General features: G+C 64.7%; 19 protein-coding genes and 1 tRNA gene (1 of these 20 running past the window's edge). 14 read left to right on the plus strand and 6 right to left on the minus strand.

The window, feature by feature from the left end:
• The first annotated feature begins 3 nt into the window (after window positions 1–3).
• The 11 genes from clpA (at window position 4) to QTL98_RS06180 (ending at window position 12795) form a co-directional block, all read left to right on the plus strand.
• On the plus strand, window positions 4–2307 hold the full coding sequence (gene clpA / locus QTL98_RS06130; RefSeq protein ID WP_445681344.1) for an ATP-dependent Clp protease ATP-binding subunit ClpA: 2304 nt from the start codon (window positions 4–6) through the stop codon (window positions 2305–2307).
• A gap of 108 nt (window positions 2308–2415) precedes the next feature.
• Window positions 2416–3297 carry an AraC family transcriptional regulator gene (locus QTL98_RS06135; protein ID WP_445681345.1) on the plus strand — a complete coding sequence of 294 codons (882 nt, stop codon included), beginning with the start codon at window positions 2416–2418 and terminating at the stop codon, window positions 3295–3297.
• Between the two features lie 104 nt (window positions 3298–3401).
• On the plus strand, window positions 3402–4145 hold the full coding sequence (locus QTL98_RS06140; protein ID WP_445681346.1) for an AzlC family ABC transporter permease: 744 nt from the start codon (window positions 3402–3404) through the stop codon (window positions 4143–4145).
• A complete protein-coding gene (locus QTL98_RS06145) occupies window positions 4142–4459 on the plus strand; it encodes a branched-chain amino acid transport AzlD family protein (RefSeq protein ID WP_445681347.1) in 318 nt (105 codons plus the stop codon). The genes QTL98_RS06140 and QTL98_RS06145 overlap by 4 nt, the downstream gene beginning before the upstream one ends.
• A 275-nt stretch (window positions 4460–4734) precedes the next feature.
• Window positions 4735–4944, plus strand: coding sequence for a hypothetical protein (locus tag QTL98_RS06150; protein ID WP_445681348.1), 210 nt, complete (start codon window positions 4735–4737; stop codon window positions 4942–4944).
• A 665-nt stretch (window positions 4945–5609) separates the two neighbouring features.
• On the plus strand, window positions 5610–7718 hold the full coding sequence (locus QTL98_RS06155) for a TonB-dependent siderophore receptor (RefSeq protein WP_445681349.1): 2109 nt from the start codon (window positions 5610–5612) through the stop codon (window positions 7716–7718).
• An 80-nt stretch (window positions 7719–7798) separates the two neighbouring features.
• Window positions 7799–8812 (plus strand): ABC transporter substrate-binding protein, encoded by a 1014-nt coding sequence (locus QTL98_RS06160; protein WP_445681350.1) that lies wholly within the window; start codon window positions 7799–7801, stop codon window positions 8810–8812.
• Window positions 8809–9849 carry a FecCD family ABC transporter permease gene (locus QTL98_RS06165; RefSeq protein WP_445681351.1) on the plus strand — a complete coding sequence of 347 codons (1041 nt, stop codon included), beginning with the start codon at window positions 8809–8811 and terminating at the stop codon, window positions 9847–9849. The genes QTL98_RS06160 and QTL98_RS06165 overlap by 4 nt, the downstream gene beginning before the upstream one ends.
• Window positions 9846–10895: a FecCD family ABC transporter permease gene (locus QTL98_RS06170; RefSeq protein ID WP_445681352.1), complete on the plus strand. Its 1050-nt coding sequence runs from the start codon at window positions 9846–9848 to the stop codon at window positions 10893–10895. Before QTL98_RS06165 ends, QTL98_RS06170 begins: the two co-directional genes overlap by 4 nt.
• Entirely contained in the window at window positions 10892–11737 is an 846-nt protein-coding gene (locus tag QTL98_RS06175) for an ABC transporter ATP-binding protein (RefSeq protein ID WP_445681353.1), read from the plus strand. Before QTL98_RS06170 ends, QTL98_RS06175 begins: the two co-directional genes overlap by 4 nt.
• Window positions 11734–12795 carry a DUF2218 domain-containing protein gene (locus QTL98_RS06180; RefSeq protein ID WP_445681354.1) on the plus strand — a complete coding sequence of 354 codons (1062 nt, stop codon included), beginning with the start codon at window positions 11734–11736 and terminating at the stop codon, window positions 12793–12795. The genes QTL98_RS06175 and QTL98_RS06180 overlap by 4 nt, the downstream gene beginning before the upstream one ends.
• A 21-nt stretch (window positions 12796–12816) precedes the next feature.
• On the opposite strand, the gene QTL98_RS06185 is transcribed toward QTL98_RS06180, so the two are convergent.
• From QTL98_RS06185 to lipB, 6 genes are all read right to left on the minus strand, one after another.
• Window positions 12817–14001, minus strand: a complete 1185-nt coding sequence (locus QTL98_RS06185) for a GNAT family N-acetyltransferase (protein ID WP_445681355.1) — start codon at window positions 13999–14001, stop codon at window positions 12817–12819.
• 24 nt (window positions 14002–14025) lie between these two features.
• Window positions 14026–15750, minus strand: a complete 1725-nt coding sequence (locus QTL98_RS06190) for an EAL domain-containing protein (protein ID WP_445681356.1) — start codon at window positions 15748–15750, stop codon at window positions 14026–14028.
• A gap of 104 nt (window positions 15751–15854) precedes the next feature.
• On the minus strand, window positions 15855–16322 hold the full coding sequence (locus QTL98_RS06195; RefSeq protein ID WP_445681357.1) for a RidA family protein: 468 nt from the start codon (window positions 16320–16322) through the stop codon (window positions 15855–15857).
• A gap of 168 nt (window positions 16323–16490) precedes the next feature.
• Window positions 16491–17030, minus strand: coding sequence for a class I SAM-dependent methyltransferase (locus QTL98_RS06200; protein WP_445681358.1), 540 nt, complete (start codon window positions 17028–17030; stop codon window positions 16491–16493).
• Window positions 17031–17066: 36 nt separating this feature from the next.
• Entirely contained in the window at window positions 17067–17903 is an 837-nt protein-coding gene (locus QTL98_RS06205; protein WP_445681359.1) for a hypothetical protein, read from the minus strand.
• Window positions 17904–18072: 169 nt separating this feature from the next.
• Window positions 18073–18816 carry a lipoyl(octanoyl) transferase LipB gene (gene lipB / locus QTL98_RS06210; protein ID WP_445681360.1) on the minus strand — a complete coding sequence of 248 codons (744 nt, stop codon included), beginning with the start codon at window positions 18814–18816 and terminating at the stop codon, window positions 18073–18075.
• A 161-nt stretch (window positions 18817–18977) separates the two neighbouring features.
• Between lipB and QTL98_RS06215 the strand changes: the two genes are divergently transcribed.
• The 3 genes from QTL98_RS06215 to mgtE all read left to right on the plus strand — a co-directional run.
• Window positions 18978–19064, plus strand: a tRNA-Leu gene (locus QTL98_RS06215).
• Window positions 19065–19449: 385 nt separating this feature from the next.
• Window positions 19450–21756, plus strand: a complete 2307-nt coding sequence (locus QTL98_RS06220; protein WP_445681361.1) for an NADP-dependent malic enzyme — start codon at window positions 19450–19452, stop codon at window positions 21754–21756.
• Between the two features lie 144 nt (window positions 21757–21900).
• On the plus strand, window positions 21901–22451 hold the 5' end (the start) of the coding sequence (mgtE, locus tag QTL98_RS06225; protein WP_445681362.1) for a magnesium transporter. Its footprint extends 847 nt past the window's final position; the window shows 551 of its 1398 coding nt (coding positions 1–551); it begins with the start codon at window positions 21901–21903; its stop codon lies beyond the right edge, outside the window.

Here is a 22451-nt window from a genome sequence, read left to right on the forward strand (position 1 = left end):
CCCATGCTTTCACGGAATCTGGAGCAGACACTGCATCGCGCCCTGGCGCTGGCGAATGATCGCCGCCATGAGTATGCGACGCTCGAGCATCTGCTGCTGGCCCTCACCGAGGACCAGGACGCGATCTCCGTGCTCAAGGCCTGCAACGTCGATATCGGCAAGCTTTCCCGCGAACTCGGCGATTTCATCGACAACGAGATGGACGACATCGTCCTTACCCGTCCTGAAGATGCCAAGCCCACGGCCGGCTTCCAGCGCGTTCTCCAGCGCGCGGCCATCCACGTCCAGTCCTCGGGCCGGGAAGAAGTCACCGGCGCCAACGTCCTCGTCGCGCTGTTCTCCGAGCGCGAGAGCCACGCCGTCTATTTCCTGCAGGAGCAGGACATGACGCGTCTGGACGCGGTCAATTTCATCTCCCATGGCATCGCCAAGGCCCCGGGCTATGGCGAGACCCGCCGTGTCTCCGGCGCGGAGGAAGAGACCGAAGGCGGTGAGAAAGTGGTCAAGAAGGGCCGCGAGGCGCTGGATGCCTATTGCGTGGACCTCAACAAGAAGGCGCGCCAGGGCAAGATCGATCCGCTCATCGGCCGCGAGAGCGAGGTGGAGCGCACCATCCAGGTGCTGTGCCGCCGCTCCAAGAACAATCCGCTCTTCGTCGGCGACCCCGGCGTGGGCAAGACGGCGATTGCCGAAGGCCTTGCCCGCCGCATCGTCAACAAGGAAGTGCCGGAAGTTCTGGCCGACTGCACCATCTTCGCGCTCGATATGGGCTCGCTGCTCGCCGGTACCCGCTATCGCGGTGACTTTGAGGAGCGTCTCAAGGCGGTGATGACGGAGATGCAGTCCTATCCGGGCGCCATCCTCTTCATCGACGAAATCCACACCGTCATCGGTGCCGGCGCCACCTCCGGCGGCGCCATGGATGCGTCCAATCTCCTGAAGCCGGCGCTCGCCCAGGGCTCGCTGCGCTGCATCGGCTCCACCACCTACAAGGAATACCGCTCCTACTTCGAGAAGGACCGTGCCCTTGTGCGCCGCTTCCAGAAGATCGACGTCAATGAACCGTCGATCCCGGATGCGATCAAGATCCTCGAGGGGCTCAAGCCCTATTACGAAGATCACCACAAGGTCCGTTACACCCACGATGCCATCAAGACGGCGGTGGAGCTGTCGGCCCGCTATATCGGCGACCGCAAGCTGCCGGACAAGGCGATCGACGTGATCGACGAGGTCGGTGCCGCCCAGATGCTGCTGCCGGAATCGCGCCGCAAGAAGACCATCTCGGTCAAGGATATAGAAGCGGTGGTCGCCAAGATCGCCCGTATCCCGCCGAAGTCGGTCAGCCGCGACGACAAGGAAATGCTGCAGACGCTGGAGCGCGACCTCAGCACCGTGGTCTATGGCCAGGACGAGGCGATCCGGCAGCTCTCCGCCGCCATCAAGCTTGCCCGTGCGGGCCTGCGCGAGCCGGAGAAGCCCATCGGCAGCTACCTCTTCTCCGGCCCGACCGGCGTCGGCAAAACCGAGGTGGCCAAGCAGCTCGCCCATCTGATGGGGATCGAGCTCATCCGCTTCGACATGTCGGAATATATGGAGCGGCACACCGTCTCGCGGCTTATCGGTGCCCCGCCGGGTTATGTCGGTTTCGACCAGGGCGGCCTGCTCACCGATGCCGTCGACCAGCATCCGCACTGTATCCTGCTGCTCGACGAGATCGAGAAGGCGCATCCCGACCTCTACAACATCCTTCTGCAGGTGATGGACCACGGCAAGCTGACCGACCACACCGGCAAGAATGTCGATTTCCGCAACGTGGTTCTGATCATGACCACCAATGCGGGCGCCTCCGACATGCAGAAGCCGGCCATCGGCTTCGGCAGCCAGAAGCGCGAGGGCGAGGATCAGGAAGCCATCAAGAAGCTGTTCACGCCGGAATTCCGCAACCGTCTGGATGCGACCATTCCGTTCGCCAGCCTGACCCCGGCGACCATCCAGCGTGTGGTCGACAAGTTCGTCATGCAGCTTGAAGCCCAGCTCACCGATCGCCAGATCATCATCGAGCTGAGCGACGAGGCCCGTGGCTGGCTTGCCGAACGCGGTTATGACGAACTCTATGGTGCCCGCCCGCTGGGCCGGACGATCCAGGAGTACATCAAGAAGCCGCTTGCCGAGGAAATCCTCTTCGGCCGTCTCACCAAGGGCGGTACCGTCCGGGTCGAGATCAAGGACGACAAGCCTGCCTTCGTCTTCGTCGATCCGCCGAAGAACAAGGCCGGCAAGGGCTCCGTGCCCGAGATGGTCGAGTAAGACTTTCCACTGCCGGGCGCGATCGGCAGTGGATCGAAACCGGAAAAGCCCCTCGCGCCGAAGCGGTGCGGGGGGCTTTTTTATTCTCTCAGGCGAAAGCGGGCTCCCTTGGCCAGCATCACCGATCAGCGCAGCAGCATTGACCCGGAACGGATGGGGCAGGGGGACTTCACCTGTTTCTGGCGCGATTCCCGCTTTGGTGATCTCGAGTGCCTGCGCGCCGAGTTTCACAATCACGTCTATGCCCCGCATTCCCACGAAACCTTCGTCGTCGGTTTCATTGAGCGTGGGGCCGAGCTGTTTGAATGCCGCGGCGCCTCGCTGGTGGCGACGCCGGGCGATGTCAGCTTCGTCAATCCGCTGGAAAAGCACGATGGCGCGCCGGGTCCGGAGGGGTACGCCTACCGCATGCTCTACCCCTCGACCGATCTGATGCAGCAACTGGCCAGCGAGCTGATGGACCGGCCGACGGGCATTCCGTGGTTTCGACAGACGATCGTGCGCGATCCCGAAGCCGCGCGATTGCTGCTTGGCCTGCATGAAACGCTGGAGACCAGCGCCGACCTGCTCGCAAGGGACAGTGCGCTTTGCACTGTGATGGCAAAACTGCTGCTGCGCCATGCCGATCTGACGGCCGCCTTGCCCGCGGTGGGCGGCGAAAAAGGGGCTGTCGGCGCGGCAATGGATTTCATGCGTTCCCATCTGGACCGCTCGCTTGGCCTTGATGAGGTGGCGGCGGCCGCCGGGCTTGACCGTTTCCGCCTGATCCGCGCATTCCGGCGGGAGACCGGCTTTACGCCCCTTGCCTGGCTCACCAACCAGCGTGTCAACGCTGCCCGCCTGCTGCTGGGGCAGGGCGAAAGCCCGGCCGATGTCGCAGCCTCGGTCGGCTTTTTCGATCAGGCGCACCTGGGTAAGGCCTTCAAGGCCAGGATCGGGGTGACCCCCGGTGCCTATCGCAGCGCCTTTCTGGGCCGGGCAACCGCCTGACCCGGCGGGTTTTTGCCCGTTTGCAATCTGGTACAAGACGCCGCACCCGCCACCCCCTAGATCTGGCAGGCAGATAAAAGCCACCAGGGGTTCGGGTTTTCACCATGACGATGCGGGAGTTGCCGCCGGCCGGCCGCCGGGCGGATTTTTTTGACGGGGTGATCGCCGTGCTGCCGCTGCTGGTCGCGGCGGCGCCGTTTGGCCTGCTTGTCGGTGCGCTCGGCGTACAGAAGGGCATGTCCCCGGCCGAGATCACCCTCATGAGCCTCACCACCTTTGCCGGCGCCTCGCAGTTCGTGGCGGTGGAGATGTGGACGCAGCCTGTCCCGGTGCTGGGGCTCGCCATTGCCGTCTTCGTCGTCAATCTGCGCCATGTGCTGATGAGCGCGGCGATTGCGCCGCAGGTTCGCCGCTTCGGCCTGCTGCGTGCGCTGACCGGCCTGTTTTTCCTGACCGATGAAAGCTGGGCGCTGGCGCTGCGCCGCGCCAATGCCGGCCACCTCAGCCTTGCCTATTATCTCGGCCTGTGTGCTCCGCTTTACGGCACCTGGTCGGTCTCAACCGCCATCGGTGCCGTGGTCGGCGGCGTGGTCGACGATCCCGCCCGTTTCGGATTCGATTTCGTCTTCGTTGCCATCATGCTCTGCCTTGCCGGCGGCTTCTGGCAAGGCAAGCGCTCGGTCCTGCCCTGGCTCGTCAGCGGCGCCGCCGCCATCCTTGCCCATGAATGGCTGCCAGGCGTCTGGTACGTGATCATCGGCGCCCTTGCCGGCAGTCTTGTCGGTGCCCTGCAACCCGGCGCCGCCAGACAGGGCCGCCCGCTCGACGCGCAGGAGGCGCTGTCATGACCGCCGATCTCTTTACCCTCCACCCGACGGCGCTACTGGCACTTTCCGGCATGGCAGCGGGCACTTACCTCACCCGCATCTCCGGCTTCCTGCTGCTGGGGCATCTGCGCCCGCAGGGGCGGCTGGGAGCGGCGCTCGATGCGCTGCCCGGCGCCGTGCTCATCGCGCTGGTCGCGCCGCAGGTGGCGGCAGGCGGCGTTTTGATGTGGGTGGCATCGGCGGTTACCATTGTTGCAGCGCGGCGGCTTCCGACGCTTTTGGCCATCGTTGCCGGCGTTGCCACCCTCCTCCTGTTGCGGTGGGTTGTCGCATGAACCGCAATTAATAGTGCGTTTACCAATATATTGGCTTTGCGGCGCAGCAATCCTCCATATATAGTTTTCTGGTGAGGCTCTGGGAACCGCAGGATACCTGCCGTTTCAAGGCAGGTCCGGCGGGTGGGGGATGCGCCGCCGAGGGGATGCTCAAGGGTTTTCCGGCTTGCCGGAACGCCGATTGCCACGGCTTGCTTCACCACTCTCCAGCTTGGGCTTTGCCGGGGTGAAATCCTCATCCCCGTCACCTCCTTTTGGGCAAAGGAGAACCTCGTATGAGCGTTGAGTTCCAGCTGATGCTCGGTCTGGCGGAAGCCAGACTGGTGTTTGACGCAAGCGTTGCCGCCGGCCGGTCGCCACAGGCTGCGTTCAATTCGGCAGTGGACGCGTTTGAAGACCATCTGGACGAGGATGTGCTGATCGAGGATGTCGAGGACTTGCTGGTCGAGGCTCTCGAACTGGACGCAGGAGAAACACTTCACTGAACGCCCCTTCACAAAGCCGCCCCTCACCGGGCGGCTTTGTTGTTTTAAGACGTGCGATTGACGCGGCGGCCTTATCGTCGGTGCTCCCGGACGTTTTTATCGTGACCGAAATCGCGTCGCGTCTTGCCTGATGCGGCCCTGCTGGTTTGCCGCAGCTTTGCCGGGCAAGGGGGCCTTGCGTTCTTTCCCGACCTTCGGGGGCGGCTTCTCCAGGCATTTCCGAACAACAAGGCTCCGGAAGCGCGGTGATGCTCGTCACCGGCGTGGTCTTTGTGCTGTCGGTATTTCACACGAGTCTTTGCCGGATCGTTGCGCGGTGTCAGCCCGCGGTTCCGTACGAAAATCAATAGGATGTAACAAATTCATGTTGTTAGAGCTTGGGCGCAAATAGCTAATTTTTATGACATATATTCTGTAAAAAATTAACTACGGCAAAAATTTGTCAATTATATGGCGCCAAATTGACTTGAGTTTGCCGCGGCATTAAGTGAGATTGATTATCAATGTCGATGGGGCGCTGTCAGCGATACCCCTACGGTCTCGTTTTGTAAAACCTCAAATTCTGACGAAGGGCCCAAATGGCAACGTTCCTGGGAAGCACTGCTTTGCCGTTCACCCGACGGATCAGCCCGAGCGCCGGGAAAAAGCGCTGCCTGATCGCGCTTTTGTCCAGTTCAGCTCTCCTGGCGGCGCCGCAGGCACTGGCGCAGGCAGCGACGGACGATAACGCTGAAGCTGTGGTCCTCAGCCCCGTCGTCGTTACCGACGAGCGGGAGTCTGCGGTTGGGCCGGATACCAGCATCGTTGCCAAAAACACCCGCACCAGCAGCAAGACCGATACGCCCCTGCTGGATGCGCCGGCTTCGGTTTCCATCGTGACCGAAAAGGAGCTGGAGGAACGCGGCGTCAAGACCCTCGACCAGGCGCTGTCCTACACGCCGGGCGTCTATACCGACGTCTACGGGTCGGATAACCGCTATGACCATTACCTGATCCGCGGCTTCTACAGCACCGGGCTCAGCACCTATCTCGACGGGCTGCCGATGCGCGGCAACAATTTTACCACCGGCCGCATGGAGACATACGGCCTTCAGCGCCTGGAGGTGTTGAAGGGGGCAAACTCGACCCTGTTCGGTCTTTCCCAGCCCGGCGGCATTGCCAACGCCATCTCGAAGCGTCCGCAGCAGGATCTGAGTTTCGGGGAGGCCTATACGACGGTCGGCGAAAACAGCCATGTCGAAACCGGAACCGATTTCGGCGCCCCGCTCGATAAGGCTGGCATCTGGAGCTACCGTGTGGTCGGCAAGTGGCAGGATGCCGAGCAGGGGATCGAGGAAAGCCGCGACGACCGTGTCTATCTTGCGCCATCCCTGCGCTACAGCCCCTCGGTCGATACCGATGTCACTGTGCTGACCAGCTACAACAAGCGCAATGGCAGCACGTCACACGGCATTCCCTATGGGTCGGGCATCGATCCGGACACCTATCTCGGTGAACCGGATTTTGACCGGATGGATACGCTGGAGCGCAATGTCGGCTATGAGGTCCGGCACAATCTCGGCAATGGCTTCGAGCTGCGCCAGAATGCCCGCTTCACCGATCTCGATGTGACCTATGATTCCGTTTATGCCGGGTCGTCGGGTGTCTCGGCCGGTCGCTCGGCGCTGGCGATCGATGGCAACGCCAAGCGCTTCGACATCGACAACCAGCTGCAATATGACCGCAGCTTCAGCATTTTCGACAGCAAGACGCTCGCCGGCCTCAGCTATGAGCACGATGACCTGAGCGAACACCGCCGTGACGGTACGCTCGCCGGGATCGACATCGACGATCCCACCTATGTTGGCGTTGGCGGCATCACCTTCACCTCCGACTCCCAGACCGATGCCACCCAGACGATCCGCAGCAGCTACCTGCAGGAGGAACTGACGGTCGCCAGGCAATGGATCGTGACGCTGGGAGGGCGGTACGACCATGTCGACACCCACTCCTATACGGTGGCCGACTATGGTTCGGGCGATACCGTCACCGACGTTTCCGCGATCGATGAAGCATTCACCTCGCGCGCCGGCCTCACTTACAAGGTGACGGACGAGCTGTCCGTCTACACCAACTATTCGCAGTCTTTTCAGCCGATGGACGCCAACCGCTCCCTGCTGGTGGGAAGCGCCAAGCCGCAGGAAGGCGAGCAGTACGAGGTCGGCACCAAATTCGAGCCGGAGGGGCTGGATGCGCTCTTCACCCTCTCGCTCTTCGACCTGACACAGAAGAACGTCGCGCAGTACAATTCGTCCTACACGGCCCAGTATCAAGTCGGCGAAATCAATGTCCGCGGCGTGGAGTTCGAGAGCAAGTTCGCCCTCACCGACCGGCTCGATCTCATCGGCTCCTATGCCTACTGGGATGCCGAGATCAAGGACGATGTGGATACGAGCCTGATCGGCAATCGGCCTGAAACGGTGCCGACCAATGTCGCCTCGCTATGGGCGAGCTATACCGTTCCCGGCAATGATCCGGTTGGCGATCTGACCTTCGGTTTCGGCGGCCGTTATGTCGACGGGCTCTACGGCGACAATGCCAACACGGTGGAACTGCCGTCGCGGATCGTGTTTGACGCTGCCGTGACCTACAAGATCACCGAAAACGCCTCCTTCTCCGTCAATGCGACGAACCTTTTCGACCGTGTCTATGTCACGGACGTCGATACCTACAGCAACACCGCCTTCTATGGCGACCGCCGCGAGGTTCTGGCGACGCTTCGCTACACCTGGTAACGCCCGGAGCCCGGGCCGGGGCGTCAATCCCCGGTCCGGGTTTCGAGCCTGTCTGTTGTTCTGGAAGGGGAGCGTCGCCGATGACGCCTGTCACCTTCGGCCGCCGCGCCATGCTCGCCGGCCTTTCTGCAGCGCTGCTTGCGGCCAATGCCCGCCCCCGGCGGGCTTTGGCGCAGGATGCCCCCAGCTTTCCCAACGCGTTCGGAACGACGGTTCTGTCGCGGCCGGTACAGCGTGTTGTCTCCATCGGCTACACCACCCAGGATGCCCTACTTGCTCTCGGCATCGTGCCGGTCGGCATTCGCGAGTGGTTCGGCGACCAGCCCTATGGGGTGTGGCCATGGGCCCGCGCCCAGCTTGGCGCAGCGGCGCCTGTTTTGCTCAAGGGCAATATCGGTCTGGAGAAGGTTGCGGTTTTGAAGCCGGACCTCATCGTCGCGATCGGCTCCGGCATTAACGCTGCTGAATATGCCGCCCTTTCACGTGTCGCGCCGGTGCTCATGCAGCCGCCGGAAGCACCGGCCTATGGCATGGCGTGGGATCAGATGGCGCTGCTCATCGGGCGTGCCGTTGGCAAGGCGCAACGGGCAGAAGACCTTGTCGCGGCTGCCCGGCAGCAGTTCGCCGCCCTGCGGGGCAGCCATCCGGACTGGGTCGGGCGCACCGCTGTGGCCGCCTATCATTATGGCGGGGAGACCGGGGTTTTTGCACCCGCCGATACGCGCGGGCAGTTTCTCTCCCAGCTGGGTTTCCAGCCTCCTCCCGCCATGAAGCGGCTTGAGGAGGCCGGGGGCTTCTATCACAAGCTTTCGCCGGAAGACCTCTCGGCGCTCGAGTGCGACCTGCTGGTCTGGGTTTCTTCCTATGACAAGGCGCCGGACCTTGCCGCCCTGCCGATGCGCAAGGCCCTGAAAGCACATCTTGACGGACGCGAGGTGTTTGCCGGCGATCTGCTGGCCGCCGCCATGTCTTTCGGCAGTATCCTCTCCCTGCCTTTCGCTGCCAGCGAGCTTGAGGCTGACATCTCTGCGGCAGTTGATGGCGATCCGGAGACACCCGTCGCTTCGGCCGTCCGGGCCGGCCTCGCCCCATGAATTCAGTGCCGCCTTCATCCGCGCCGGCAGGCCGGCGGAGGCTGCCGGGTACGGGCTTTGTGCTGGTATCGGGCTGCGCCGCCCTGCTCGTTCTTTGCCTGCTCAGCCTTGCCGTAGGCGTACGGTCCGTTCCCCTGCCTGTCGTTGTGGATGCCCTGACGGCCTATGATGGCCGCCTGCCGGATCACATCGCCGTTCTTGACTATCGCCTGCCACGCACCCTGCTGGGGCTTCTGTGCGGGGCGGCCTTTGCACTGGCCGGCGCGCTGATTCAGGCAACGACGCGCAACCCGCTGGCCGATCCGGGTTTGCTCGGCGTCAATGCCGGGGCGGCCTTTGCCGTGACGCTCGCTGTCGGCCTTTTCGGATTTCAGTTGATCAGCCTCCAGCTCTGGTTCGCTTTTGCCGGCGCGGTCGCTGCCGCGCTGCTCGTCTATGCCATCGGCATGGCGAGCCGGGACGGAGCAACGCCGATCCGGCTCCTGCTCGCCGGTGTTGCCACGACGGCCGTGCTTCACGGTTTCGGCTCAGCCATCGCACTCTTCAACCCGCTGGCTTTTGACAGCATGCGGCTCTGGATGCTGGGGGCATTGGCGGGCCGGGACATGGCGACCGTCTCTGCCGCGGCGCCCTTTATTGCTGCGGGATTGCTCATCGCCCTCTCCATCGCGCCCGCGCTCAACGCGCTGGCGCTGGGCGACAGTCTGGCGCGTGGCCTCGGCACGCGGGTCGTGCGCACGCGCCTGCTTGCCGGTCTGGCCATCACTCTCCTGGCCGGGGCGGGAACGGCCGCTGTTGGCCCCATCGGCTTCATCGGTCTCATGACACCCCATGCGGCACGCTGGCTGCTCGGGCCGGACCAGCGCCGGATCCTTCCGGGCAGTCTGGTCTTCGGGCCGTGCCTCTTGCTGGCGGCCGATGTGGCCGGGCGTTTGCTGCTGCAACCGGGCGAACTTGAAGCCGGGGTGGTCACGGCATTTCTGGGGGCCCCCTTGCTGATCGCGCTTGTGCGCCGGCAGAAAGCGAGTGCCCTGTGAACCGTCTTCAGGATGTCGGCGACGGGTCGGTTGCGCTGGCCATGGCGGGTGGACGGTTGTCCGTCCGGCTCTCCCGCCGCGGGCTGCTGGCCTCTGGCCTCATGCTCGCGGCCAGTCTGGTTTTTGTCCTGCTTTCGCTTACCAGCGGCGACTATGCCATCACCCCTGGCGATGTGGTCCGCGTGCTTGCGGGCGGCGGGGATGACATGTTGCGGCTGGTGGTACTGGAGTGGCGCTTGCCCCGCGCTTGCCTTGCCGTCGTTCTCGGTATGGCGCTGGGCATCAGCGGTGCCATCTTCCAGTCGCTGACGCGCAATCCCCTTGGCTCTCCCGATATCATGGGTTTTTCCGTCGGCTCCTATACCGGCGTGCTGATTGTCATGCTGGTTTTTTCCGGCGGATATGCCGAAACGAGCGTTGGCGCGCTGGTGGGGGGGATCGGCACGGCCGCCGCCATCTACCTTCTCACCTGGCGTCGGGGTGTCGATGGCTTCAGGCTGGTTGTGGTCGGTATCGGTGTGGCTGCCATGTTGTCCGCTGCCAATGTCTGGCTGATCCGCAAGGCGGATTTGCAGGTCGCGATATCGGCGGCTCAATGGGCCGCCGGTTCGCTCAACGGTCTTGGGCGCGAGCAGCTGGCGGCGACGTCGTTCTGCCTTCTGCTGCTTCTGCCGGCGGTTTTTGTGCTGTCGCGCCCCATGCGCCAGCTGGAGCTGGGGCAGGCCGTCGCGGTGGCTTCCGGGGTGTTGCCGGAACGCACGCGGCTTTTTCTGGCGCTGGTCGGCGTCGCGCTTGTGGCCGTGGTAACGGCAACGGCCGGGCCGATCGCCTTCGTGGCCCTGGCGGCACCGCAGCTCGCCCGGCGCCTCTCGCGCTCGGCGGGCGCTCTGCTTCTGCCGTCGGCGCTGATGGGCGGGCTTCTGTTGGTGATGGCCGATTGGGCTGCGCAGCATGCCCTCGGTTTCCAGCTGCCTGTCGGCATCATGACCTTCAACATCGGCGGCCTCTATTTTCTGTGGCTGCTTGCCAGCGATGGGCGCAAATGACCGGGAACAGACTTCAGGCCCATGCCGTGACGCTGCGTTACGGCGAACGAACCGTCGTGCAGGACCTCTCGGTGACGATCCCGGACGGGTCCTTCACCGTGATCGTCGGGCCGAACGCCTGCGGTAAATCCACCCTGCTCAAGGCCCTCAGTCGGCTGCTTGCTCCCCGTCAGGGCGAAATCGTGCTGGATGGTGCCAACATAAGAAGCCTGCCGACGAAGGAGGTCGCACGCCGGCTCGGCCTGTTGCCGCAGACGCCGCTGGCCCCTGACGGCATAACGGTGGTCGATCTGGTGGCCCGGGGCCGCTATCCGCATCAGTCGCTTTTCCGCCAGTGGTCCGCCACTGACCGGCAGGCCGTGGCCGAGGCGATGGCTGTCACCGGTATCTCCGATCTTGCCGGCGAGCCGGTGGACCAGCTCTCCGGCGGGCAAAGGCAGCGGGTGTGGATCGCCATGGTTCTGGCGCAGGAAACGCCCTTGCTGCTGCTCGATGAGCCGACGACCTTTCTCGATATCGCCCACCAGATCGAACTGCTCGATCTGCTGGCTGGTCTCAATACGGCAGGGCGCACGGTGGTGGCCGTGCTGCACGACCTCAACCAGGCCTGCCGTTATGCCACCCATCTGATTGCCATGCACAAGGGCACCATCGTCGCCGAAGGTCCGCCGTCCGTGGCCATTTCGGAAGAGCTTGTTGCCACGGTTTTTGGCCTGCCTGCACTGATCATTCCCGATCCGGTAACCGGCACGCCCCTGATCGTTCCCCGTAATCCCGTCCGGCGCGGCAGCGGACTGACCGTGCCGGCCGATGTCCTTTCCCAGGATGGCGCACGCCCATGACCCAGCTTTCGAAATTCAGCCTCTCGGGCATTGCGCTGCCACAGAACGCCGAAGGCATGCTCGATGAAATCTGCGAGCATTTTGTCGAGCATTCCGAGGTCCGGCGCACGACCGGCGGGGCGTGGCTGAAGAGCGATATCGGCGAGGCCTCGATCAGGCTCGAGCAAGGCAGGCTCCTGATCGAGCTGGCCAGCCCCAGCGAGGCGGCGCTGCAGATGAGCCGTAACATCCTCGCCGAGCATCTTTATTACTTCGCCGGGGAGGAACCATTCGAGCTCAGCTGGTCTGTCCCCGCGCCGCCGGTGCCGCTGCCAAACATCCACGAGGTAACGGTCGTCAGCGCCGAGAATGTCACCCCGCACATGCGCCGGGTGAAGTTCGCCTGCGCGGATGTGGCGCCCTTTATCGGCGATGGCATTCATGTCCGGCTGCTGGTTCCGCCGAAGGGCAGGGCGCCGGTCTGGCCGAGTTTTCGCGCCGATGGCCGGATTGCCTGGCCGGAGGGAGAAGATGAGCTGCTGGTGCGCGTCTACACCATCCGCGCCGTCGATGTTGCGCGCCGCGAGCTCTGGATAGATTTCCTCCAGCACCCGGCCGAGGGTGTGCCGACGCCCGGCGCCGATTTTGCCCGTGACGTGTTGCCGGGCGAAAGGGTTGCTCTTATGGGGCCAGGCGGGGGCGGCATTCCGCAGTCGGCCAGAATTCTCCTGGCCGGAGATGAGGCAGCGCTTCCGGCCATGGCGCGTATCGTGGCGGAAGTTCCAGCCGGTACCCGCGTGCAGGCCATCATCGAGGTGGCGGATGCGGCGGAAGAACAGCCTCTTGCCTGTTCAGGTGAGCTCGATCTGCGCTGGTTGCACCGTGCCTGCTATCCGGCCGGGGGGGCCTCGGATGTTCTGGCCGGCGCCATCTGCGACGCCATCAGGGCGACGGAGAGCGATACCTATGTGTGGATCGCCTGCGAGCGGTCCGCCATACGTCCTGTTCGCGAGTTGCTGAAAGAGCGCGGGCACGACCGCAAGCAGATGTATGTCGCCTGGTACTGGGAGCGTCAGTAAGCCCGTGCCCGTCGCCTGCCCTCAGCGGCAGGCATCCGGTCCGCCACCCTCCGTGTGGCGGAAAGGGGACCATTCCCGCCGCATGGCTTCGATATCGGCCAGCTCAGCCCGTCTCTCGCGGGCAAGAAACTGTGCCACCGGCGCGGAGAGCGCCGGGTCGGCGATCAGGTGGGCGCTGTAGGTGGCAACCGGCAGATAGCCGCGCTGCACCTTGTGCTCGCCCTGGGCGCCGGCTTCCACGCGGGCCAGGCCGCGCTCGATGGCAAAATCGATGGCGCGGTAATAACACGCCTCGAAATGCAGGAACTTCACATGCTCAAGGCAGCCCCAGTTGCGCCCGTAAAGTGCATCGCTGCCGATGAGGTTGAGCGCGCCGCCGACAAACCGCCCCTCTTCTTGCGCCATCACCAACAGGATGCGGTCCGCCATGCGCTCGCCGATGAGGGAAAAGAACTCGCGGTTCAGATAGGGCCGGCCCCATTTGCGGCTGCCGGTATCCATGTAGAACTCAAAAAAGGCGTCCCAATGCGCCTCGGTCAGCTCGCTGCCGGTGATGTTCAGCAGCCTGATCCCGCTTTCCGCCACCTCGCGCCGTTCCTTGCGGATCGCCTTGCGCTTGCGGGAGTTGAGGGCGCCCAGAAAGTCCTCGAAGCTGCCATAGCCGTCATTGTGCCAGTGATACTGGTGGCCGATACGCTGCAGCCAGCCGGCAGCCCCCAGCGCCTGCCAGTCCTCTTCCTCCGGAAAAGTGATGTGGAGGGAGGAGGCGCCATGCACCTCCAGCGCCTTTTCAAGTCCGGCAATCAGGGTGGAGCGGGTGCCTTCCGGCGCATCCGGGGCGACCAGCAGGCGCGGGCCCGGCACCGGGGTAAAGGGCACGCAACTTTGCAGCTTGGGATAATACCGCCCGCCGGCGCGCTCATAGGCATCCGCCCAGCCATGGTCGAAGACATATTCGCCGGCCGAGTGGCTCTTGAGATAAAGCGGCACGGCGCCCACAAGGCGTCCGCTTTCGTCCTCCAGTACCAGATGCTGCGGCAGCCAGCCGGTTTCGGCGCTGACCGAGCCGCTTTCTTCCAGCGCCTGCAAAAAGGCATGGGAGAGAAACGGGTTGCCGTTACCGGCGCAGCGGTCCCAGTCGGCAGCCGGCACCTCGCTCAGCGCGGAGACAAGGCGCAGGGTTACTGCGGCGGTCTGGTCGGGCATGGGTAGGCGGCTCCTGCCGGGGCCTCAGGCCACGGTTTCAGGGTGGCTCCAGTAGCGTTCCGGCTTTTCCTGCGGATGGCTGAAGAGATAACCCTGCCCGGAACGCACACCGGCTTTCAGCAGCAGGGTCAACTGCTCTTCCGTTTCTACCTTTTCCGCGACCGCACGGATGCCAAGCTCGTCACACATGCCGGCAATGGCCCGCACGATGGCGCGGTCGCGCGGCGAGGCCGGCATCGCGTCGGTATAAAGCCCGTCGATCTTCACCATGTCGACCTCAAGCGCGCGCAGGTAATGGAAGGCGGCCGAGCCGGCGCCAAAATCATCAAGGCACACCTTGTGCCCGCGCCGGCGCAGCGCCTGCACCGAGCCGTTGACCTCGCTCAGCCGGTCGATGCGGTTGGTCTCCGTCACCTCGAACAGCAGGCGGTCGGCGCCCACCGGGTGGCGATCCAGCAACTGCAGCAGCGCGGCGAGGAAATTGCCGGACTGCATGGAATAGCCCGAGATATTGGCGGCGATCTTCAGCCGGCTTTCCGGGGAGCGGGCCAGCGTTTCAAGGATCTGCCGCACCACGTCGAGGTCGAATTCCTCGACCATGCCGATCTCCTCGGCAAAGCCGATCAGCGTCGCGGTCTCGGTGCCGTCGGTAAAGCGGGCCAGCGCCTCGACATGGTGGACCTGCCGGCTCTCCATATCGACGATGGGCTGGAATACCAGCGTATAATCCGTCCGCATGACATAGCGGCCGAAGGTGCGCAGCTGGCGCCCGCTTTCCACCGTCCGCGGATCCGTCGGGGCCGCATTGGGGCGCACCGCCTCTTCCGCCGTGCCGGGGCCGAGCGTTTCCACGCTGGCCGCCCGCGTCAGCGGAATGGCTGCGTCCAAGCGGGAGAGTACGGTCTTGAGGGCGGTGTCGACGGCGCCGACCGCCTCGCGCCCGGGGGCGCTGGCGGGGGGCGACAGGCTGAGGATCAGCGGGCGGCCCGGTTTGCCGTCGCGCCAGCTGCGTGCCAGCAGGCCCTGGATATCCTGCGAGACGGTGGCGCCATCGATGCCGGCGCCATGCAGCAGGGCAATGCGGTCATGCCCCACCACACCGGCCGCATCGCCGCCGGCGGAAAGCGCCTGTACGTAGGCACCGATTTCCAGCGTCACCTTGCCGATGGAATCGGGCGTCAGATAGGTGCGCGCCTCGGCCAGCTGGCCAAGATCGATCAGGGTCAGCCAGGCCGGCGCCCCCGTCGCGCTGATGGCGGCCAGATGCGTGGCCGCCGCCGCCACGAAGGCGTCGCGGTCGAGCAGGCCCGTGTCCGGGTCGCGCGGATGGGTGGTGCGGTTAAGCGCGCCAAGACGCGGCGCCTGTGTCAGCGCCAGATGGAAGTCGCCTTCCGTCGCCGGCAGCCGGGCGCCGCTCAATACCAGCGGCGGGCTGGCGCCATGGGAGCTGAGCAGGCGCAGGCTGATCGGCGGCAGGCGCTCACCCAGCCGCAGGCGCGAGAGGGCGCGGGCCACCATCTGCCGGCGCGACGGTTCGACCAGATCGGCAAAGTGGCTGCCCACGATGGCGGAAAGCGGCATGCCGGTCAGAATCTGGGCAACGCTTTCCACCCCGCCGGTAAGGCCCGTTGCCTGGGCGGAGCGCACCCGGCCATTGGGGTCGAGCACCAGCGTCACATCCGTACACGCATCCAGGAAGGGATCGCGCGGCTGCGTCAGCGGGTCGACCATCGGCTCGGGGCTGCTCACCGGTATCAAGGGCAACTCACATGCGGCTCTGGGCGGGTTCCGGGTGGTTTCACCCGCCCCCTGGCAATGCCGTGGGGGCGGGCTTTTCTGGTTTGGGGCAGAGATCAGGCGATCTCGACCAGCGCATCAACCTCGACGCTGGCGCCGAACGGCAGGGCGCTGACGCCCACCGCAGCGCGGCTGTGGCGGCCCTTGTCGCCGAATACGGCCACCATCAGATCGGAAGCGCCGTTGATGACCTTCGGCTGGTCGCCGAAATCGGCGCCGCAGCTGACGAAGCCGCCAAGGCGCACGATACGCACCACGCGGTCGAGATCACCCTCCAGCGCGGCGCGGATCTGGGCGATGATGTTGATGGCGCACTGGCGCGCGGCGGCCTGGCCGTCTTCCACGCTCACGGCGTCGCCCACCTGGCCCTTCCAGCCCAGCGTGCCGTCCTTCATCGGCAGCTGGCCGGAGATCGACAGCAGCGAACCGGTGATGACATAGGGCACATAATTGGCGGCGGGCGCGGCTGCGACGGGAAGCTCGATGCCGAGCTGGCGCAGGCGTTCGTCGATGGAACCGGACATGGGGGCCATTTCCCTTTCTGACTTTCTTCTCGAAAAGCCCGGCAAACCTGCCGGAAACTCAAATTTCTGCCGGGCCCTGCATGCGCGGTTATGCCACCCGGCCGGGGTGTCACCACCCCTTGACGTTAACCTTATCGCTGCCCGTTGCGGGTGGCCAGCGCTAGTAACCTACCGGCAATAAAGCGCGACCAGATTACCGTCGGTATCGTCGGGGATTTTGACGGTGTCGATGGGGCGCCAGCCCGGCAGCCCAAAGCTGTTGCTGACAACAAGGCTGCCGGGTTGCAGCTCGGCCTTCAGCTTCGGGGCAAGTCGCGCCATGGCGGGCGGCGTCAGATAACAGGCCACAAGATCGGCGCCATGGAAGCTGAGCCGGTTAAAATCGCCGAAGATGATCTGCACATTGGGCAGGCGGTAGATAAGCCGCTGTTGCAGTTGCAGGAAAAGCCAGGGTAGCGGCGACAGCTCGACGGCAATCACCGGGCACTCGGGAAAGCGGATGGCGAGGGAGAAGGTCAGCGCGCCCCAGCCGGCGCCGGCATCGATGATGGTGCCGTCAAATTCCTCGGGCACGATCTCGACGGCGGCGGCAACCGCGCCGGGGGAGCTGGACTGGCTCGGCACGCCCGTCCACACCGTCGCCGCCAGTGTCGCCAGAATGGCGAGGAGGAGCGGCGCGGCAAGAAGGGCGAGGCTGAGCCAGAGCATGCGGCGAAGGGGAGTGGATGGCTGACGGGGCTGCCGTCAGCTCATCGCTTCCAGCTTCTTGCGGGTTTCTTCGATGCCGGCGATCTCGAAATTGAGGTCGCGGGCATAGGTCGGGTCGGAGCCCTGGGCAGCCTGCAGGCGGCTCTTCATCTGCGAGAGCACGCGGCGCAGGGCAAGCTCGGCCTCCTTGGCCTCGCGCGGCTCCATCTGGCCCATCTCCACCTGCTGCTTCATCATCGCGGTGGAGTAGGCGCCGTGGTCGCTCTTGGCCAGCTGCTCAAGGCGCTTGTCCATCTCCTGCCAGTGGCTGCGCCAGCGCTGCCAGATGGCAAGCAGGCGCTTGCGCGGCTTCTTGGCTTCTTCCTCAAGCTCCACCATCAGCCGCACATATTGCCAGATCGGCATGGAGAGGTTGGTCGGGCGCTTGCGCGGAGCAGCCGCGGCAACGGGTGCGGCGCCTTCAACCGGCGCGGCGGCGGCCGGGGTTTCGACCGGCTCGGCGCGCGGGGGGAGGGCCGGGGCCTTGGGCACCTGCAGGATCGGGCGCGCCGTGCGGGCGCGCGGCGGGCGCGCTTCACCTGTTCTGGCGTCACCACCGGCGCCGGCTGCGCTTTTGCCCTTGAAGCCTTCACCGCGCGGCTTGAAGCCACCTTCTTTGGACCCGCTGGCCCTGGACCCGCCAGCCTTGAAACCGCCTTCGCTCTTGAAGCCGCCCGGCTTGCCGCCGGCGGCGCGCGAGGCGCCGCTCTTGGCGCCGGCCGGCCGGCTGCCGCCCTTCGGGGCGCCGTTGCGGGTCTCGCCCTGGCTGCCGCCCGTGCGGCTCGCGGGGCGGGGGCCGCGCGGCGGGCGGCTGGGCGTCTGCTTGTCGGCCATTATGTCGTGGTCTTTCTGTCTATTCTTATAAAGATGGAGAAAGCGCCCGTCCTTCCGCCGCAGGGATGGGGGAAGGGGACCGGGCGCTTTATAAGGTTGCTCTAAAACTAGGCGCTTATGACGCTTCTGAAAAGTGTGGGGTCGTCAGGGCAGCCCTGCCTGCTGCGCCTTACGCCTCGCAGCTCGGGGCAGGAGCCCCGGCGCCGAACACCTCGTCCCAGGCAGCGCGCAGCGCCACATCCACATCGGCCATCGTCACCGGCAGGCCAAGATCGACCAGCGAGGTCACGCCATGCTGGCTGATGCCGCAGGGCACGATGCCGGTAAAATGGCTGAGGTCCGGCTCCACATTCAGTGCAATGCCATGAAAGCTGATCCAGCGCCGGATGCGCACGCCGATAGCGCCGATCTTGTCCTCGCGGCCCGGCCAGCCTTCGCCGCCCCGCGCCACCCAGATGCCAACCCGGCCCTCGCGCCGCTCGCCCTTTACGTTGAAGCGGTCGAGCGCCCGGATCATCCATTCTTCAAGATTATGCACGAAGCAGCGCACGTCGCGCCCGCGCCGGCGCAAATCCACCATCACATAGGCCACACGCTGGCCGGGGCCATGATAGGTGTATTGCCCGCCGCGCCCGGCGTCATAGACAGGAAAGCGCCCCGGCTGCAGCAGATCATCCGTCTTCGCGCTGGTGCCGGCGGTATAAAGCGGGGGGTGTTCCAAGAGCCAGATGAGCTCGCGCGCCCGGCCTTCCTGAATCGCTTCCACCCGTTCTTCCATGAATTTCAGCGCTTCGGGATAGTCGACCGGCTTATCGGAAATCAGCCATTCCGGCGCGTCTTCAACGCCAGGAACCAGCATTTCTGCGGTTTCGGGGGCTGTTTCGGGGGCTCTGGCGGCGCTCATATTCATCATCGTCATCGTTTCTTGAAAACGGGGCTTGCTACCCCGAAAGCCTTTTGCTATCTCCCTCCCGCACCGGGAGCAAGGGCGCTGACTACCAAGGCGCCCAACACTGTTTCCGGAGGCCATATGGTGCTGAAGTCGAAAGGCCGCAAGCACCAGTTCTGATAAGTGCGGTCGTGGCGGAATTGGTAGACGCGCAGCGTTGAGGTCGCTGTGGCCGAAAGGTCGTGGAAGTTCGAGTCTTCTCGACCGCACCATCAGAAACCCCGGATCACGTCAGTGAGGACGGGGCCAAACAAGGCAGGCCTTCGAGCCTGCCTTTTGTTTTTTCCGGCTCTTTTCGCCGGCTGCCGGCGTTGCCAGGCCCGCCGCGATCCTTTCACCATCCTTTCAGCCTTGTCCGCTGCCCGCATGCCTGCCTCGGGTCTGGCGCATGGCAGTGTGCCTGCTTTTGCGCCCCCGTAACCGCTTCCGGCCAGCGCCTGTGCGGGACTCGGCACTTTTGCTGCACTTGCACAATGGCGCCCCTGTCTCTTTTACGCAAAAAACCCGCAGGTTTCTTGGGCTGGACAGGGGGGCTCCATAAGGCTAGGCCTTGCGAAATAACGCTGCTCGCGAGCCCGCACGGAGCCGATAGGAACGATGAGCCAGAAAGCTGACAAGCTCAGGGAAAATGCCCTCCAGTATCACCGCAACAACCCGCCGGGTAAGCTGGCGATCGTTGCGACCAAGCCGATGGAAAACCAGCGCGACCTCGCGCTGGCCTATTCCCCCGGCGTGGCGGTTGCCTGCGAGGCGATTGTCGAGAACCCGGCCGAGGTGTTCAGCGTCACGGCGCGCGGCAACCTCGTCGCGGTGATCTCCAACGGCACCGCGGTGCTGGGGCTTGGCGCCATCGGCGCGCTGGCGTCCAAGCCGGTGATGGAAGGCAAGGCCGTCCTCTTCAAGAAGTTCGCCGGCATCGACGTCTTCGATATCGAGGTGGACGAGACCGACCCGGACAAGTTCGTCAATGTGGTTGCCCCGCTGGAGCCCACCTTCGGCGGCATCAACCTTGAAGACATCAAGGCGCCCGAATGCTTCTACATTGAAGAGAAGCTGCGCGAGCGCATGAACATCCCCGTCTTCCATGACGACCAGCATGGCACCGCCATCTGCGTCACGGCGGCGATCTTCAACGGCCTGCGCCTCGTCAACAAGAAGCTGGACGAGGTGAAGCTGGTCGCCTCCGGCGCCGGCGCCGCCGCGCTCGCCTGCCTTGACCTCCTGGTCTCCATGGGCATGAAGCGCGAGAACATCTGGGTCAGCGACATTGATGGTGTGGTCTGGAAGGGCCGCAACACCAACATGGATCCGCGCAAGGAGCGTTACGGCCAGGAAACCGCCGCCCGCAGCCTCGGCGAAATCATCGAGGGTGCCGACATTTTCCTCGGCCTTTCCGCCCCGCGTGTGCTGAAGCCGGAGATGGTGGCCCGCATGGCGGCCAATCCCATCATCATGGCGCTTGCCAACCCCACGCCGGAGATTTTGCCGGAAGAGGTCGCCGCCGTGCGCTCCGACGCCATCATGGCGACCGGCCGCTCGGATTATCCGAACCAGGTCAACAACGTCCTGTGCTTCCCCTTCATCTTCCGCGGTGCGCTCGATTGCGGCGCCACCACGATCAATGAAGAGATGAAGATCGCGACGGTGAAGGCGATTGCCGACCTCGCGCTTGCGGAGCCGTCGGATGTGGTGGCTGCCGCCTACCCGGACGAGACGCTGAAGTTCGGCCCCACCTATCTCATCCCCAAGCCCTTCGACCCGCGCCTGATCGAGAAGATCCCGCCCGCCGTCGTGCGCGCGGCGATGGAAACCGGCGTTGCCACCCGTCCGATCACGGACATGGCGGCTTATGTCGAAAGCCTGTCGCAATACGTCTTCAAGACCGGCATGACCCTGCGTCCGGCCTTCACCCGCGCCAAGAGCGATCCGCGCCGCGTGGTGTTTGCCGAGGGCGAAAATGACCGCATCCTGATGGCCACCCAGGTCATCCTCGATGAAGGTCTGGCCAAGCCGGTGCTCATCGGCCGCCGCGAGGCGATGCAGGAAACCATCGACCGCATCGGCCTGCGCATCCGCCCGGGGGTGGATTTCGAGGTGTTCGAGCCGGTCGAGTGCGACGCCTATGACCGTTACACCCGGCTTTATCACGAGCTGACCGAGCGCAAGGGCGTGACGCCCGACAACGCCCGCTCCTATGTGCGCACCAACCCCACCGTCATCGCCGCGCTGATGCTGAAGGCCGGTGACGTGGATGCGATGATCTGCGGTCTCGTCGGCCGTTACACCCGCCATCTGGAGCATGTCACCAACCTCATCGGCCTGTCCGACGGGGTGTCGGCGCCGGCGGCCATCGGTGGTCTGGTGCTCAATAACGGCACCATCTTCATCACCGATACCCAGGTGAACGACCAGCCGAGTGCCGAGCAGATCGTCACCCAGACGCTGCTGGCCTCCGACTATCTCCAGCGCCTCGGCATCAAGCCGAAGGTCGCGCTGCTCTCGCATTCCAACTTCGGCACCCGCTCCGATGATTCGGCGCGCAAGATGCAGAAGGCGATGCAGATGCTGTTCGAGCAGGCACCGAACCTCGAGGTCGAGGGCGAGATGCATGCCGACATGGCGCTGAACCCGGACGCGCGCGCCCAGATGTTCCCGAGCTCGCGGCTTGAGGGTGCGGCCAATCTTCTGGTCATGCCGGACCTTGATGCCGCCAACATCGCGCACAATCTCGGCCGCGCCATCGGTGGCGGTCCGTCCATCGGCCCGGTGCTGATCGGTGTGCGCCAGCCGGCGCATATCCTGACGCAGACCGCATCGGTGCGCGGCATCGTCAACATGGCCGCTCTTGCCTGCGTTGATGCCCAGATCGTCTCCGCCCGGGAGGAAGCCACTGCGGCATCCTGAGGCGGCCGACCTCCTAAACTAAATAGCCTGTTGCGCCGCCGGGGATAACGAGTAACAAACCGCCCGCAAGGGCGGTCCCCCGGCGGGGCCGCAGGAGGCCGGAAAAAGGCATTCCGGCAGATTATCTCGGGGAAGGGAGGGATCATGAACGATCTCAGCGACGAAGCACGGCCCGAAGCCCAGCCCGAAGATGCCTATGAAGCGCAGCGCACCCTCATCCGCTCGGTGGATGAGGCGCTGGAAGCCGGCGATACGGTCGCGCTCGAAGAGCTGCTGGCCGATGTGCACGCCGCCGACCTTGCCGACCTTTTGGAAAAACTGGGCCCGGACGGGCGTGAGCAGGTGGTCCACCATCTGCGCCGCCGCCTCGATCCCGAAGTGCTGACCTATCTGGATGGCGCCGCCCGCCAGGCCGTGGTCAAGCTGCTGCCGCCCATCGAACTTGCCGAGGCCATCAACGAGCTGGACAGCGACGATGCCGTCGATCTGCTCGAAGGCCTCGATGATGATGACCGCCTGCAGACCTTGCGCCTTTTAAACCCGCTGGTACGCGCGGCGGTGCTGGAAGGCCTGTCCTTCCCCGAAGGCTCCGCCGGCCGTCTCATGCAGAAGGAGGCCTTTGCCGTCCCGATGTTCTGGACGGTGGGCAAGACGCTCGATTACCTGCGCGCCGCGCCGGACGAGAACCTGCCGGA

It is taken from the genome of Radicibacter daui, from assembly GCA_030657355.1.
Lineage (GTDB): Bacteria > Pseudomonadota > Alphaproteobacteria > Radicibacterales > Radicibacteraceae > Radicibacter > Radicibacter daui.

Excerpts from the sequence above, each read along its gene's own strand:
- clpA (WP_445681344.1), top strand. The coding sequence starts at position 4 with ATGCTTTCACGGAATCTGGAGCAGACACTGCATCGCGCCCTGGCGCTG.
- QTL98_RS06140 (WP_445681346.1), top strand. The coding sequence starts at position 3,402 with ATGACGATGCGGGAGTTGCCGCCGGCCGGCCGCCGGGCGGATTTTTTT.
- QTL98_RS06145 (WP_445681347.1), top strand. The coding sequence starts at position 4,142 with ATGACCGCCGATCTCTTTACCCTCCACCCGACGGCGCTACTGGCACTT.
- QTL98_RS06150 (WP_445681348.1), top strand. The coding sequence starts at position 4,735 with ATGAGCGTTGAGTTCCAGCTGATGCTCGGTCTGGCGGAAGCCAGACTG.
- QTL98_RS06160 (WP_445681350.1), top strand. The coding sequence starts at position 7,799 with ATGACGCCTGTCACCTTCGGCCGCCGCGCCATGCTCGCCGGCCTTTCT.
- QTL98_RS06165 (WP_445681351.1), top strand. The coding sequence starts at position 8,809 with ATGAATTCAGTGCCGCCTTCATCCGCGCCGGCAGGCCGGCGGAGGCTG.
- QTL98_RS06175 (WP_445681353.1), top strand. The coding sequence starts at position 10,892 with ATGACCGGGAACAGACTTCAGGCCCATGCCGTGACGCTGCGTTACGGC.
- QTL98_RS06180 (WP_445681354.1), top strand. The coding sequence starts at position 11,734 with ATGACCCAGCTTTCGAAATTCAGCCTCTCGGGCATTGCGCTGCCACAG.
- QTL98_RS06185 (WP_445681355.1), bottom strand. The coding sequence starts at position 14,001 with ATGCCCGACCAGACCGCCGCAGTAACCCTGCGCCTTGTCTCCGCGCTG.
- QTL98_RS06195 (WP_445681357.1), bottom strand. The coding sequence starts at position 16,322 with ATGTCCGGTTCCATCGACGAACGCCTGCGCCAGCTCGGCATCGAGCTT.
- QTL98_RS06200 (WP_445681358.1), bottom strand. The coding sequence starts at position 17,030 with ATGCTCTGGCTCAGCCTCGCCCTTCTTGCCGCGCCGCTCCTCCTCGCC.
- QTL98_RS06205 (WP_445681359.1), bottom strand. The coding sequence starts at position 17,903 with ATGGCCGACAAGCAGACGCCCAGCCGCCCGCCGCGCGGCCCCCGCCCC.
- lipB (WP_445681360.1), bottom strand. The coding sequence starts at position 18,816 with ATGATGAATATGAGCGCCGCCAGAGCCCCCGAAACAGCCCCCGAAACC.
- QTL98_RS06220 (WP_445681361.1), top strand. The coding sequence starts at position 19,450 with ATGAGCCAGAAAGCTGACAAGCTCAGGGAAAATGCCCTCCAGTATCAC.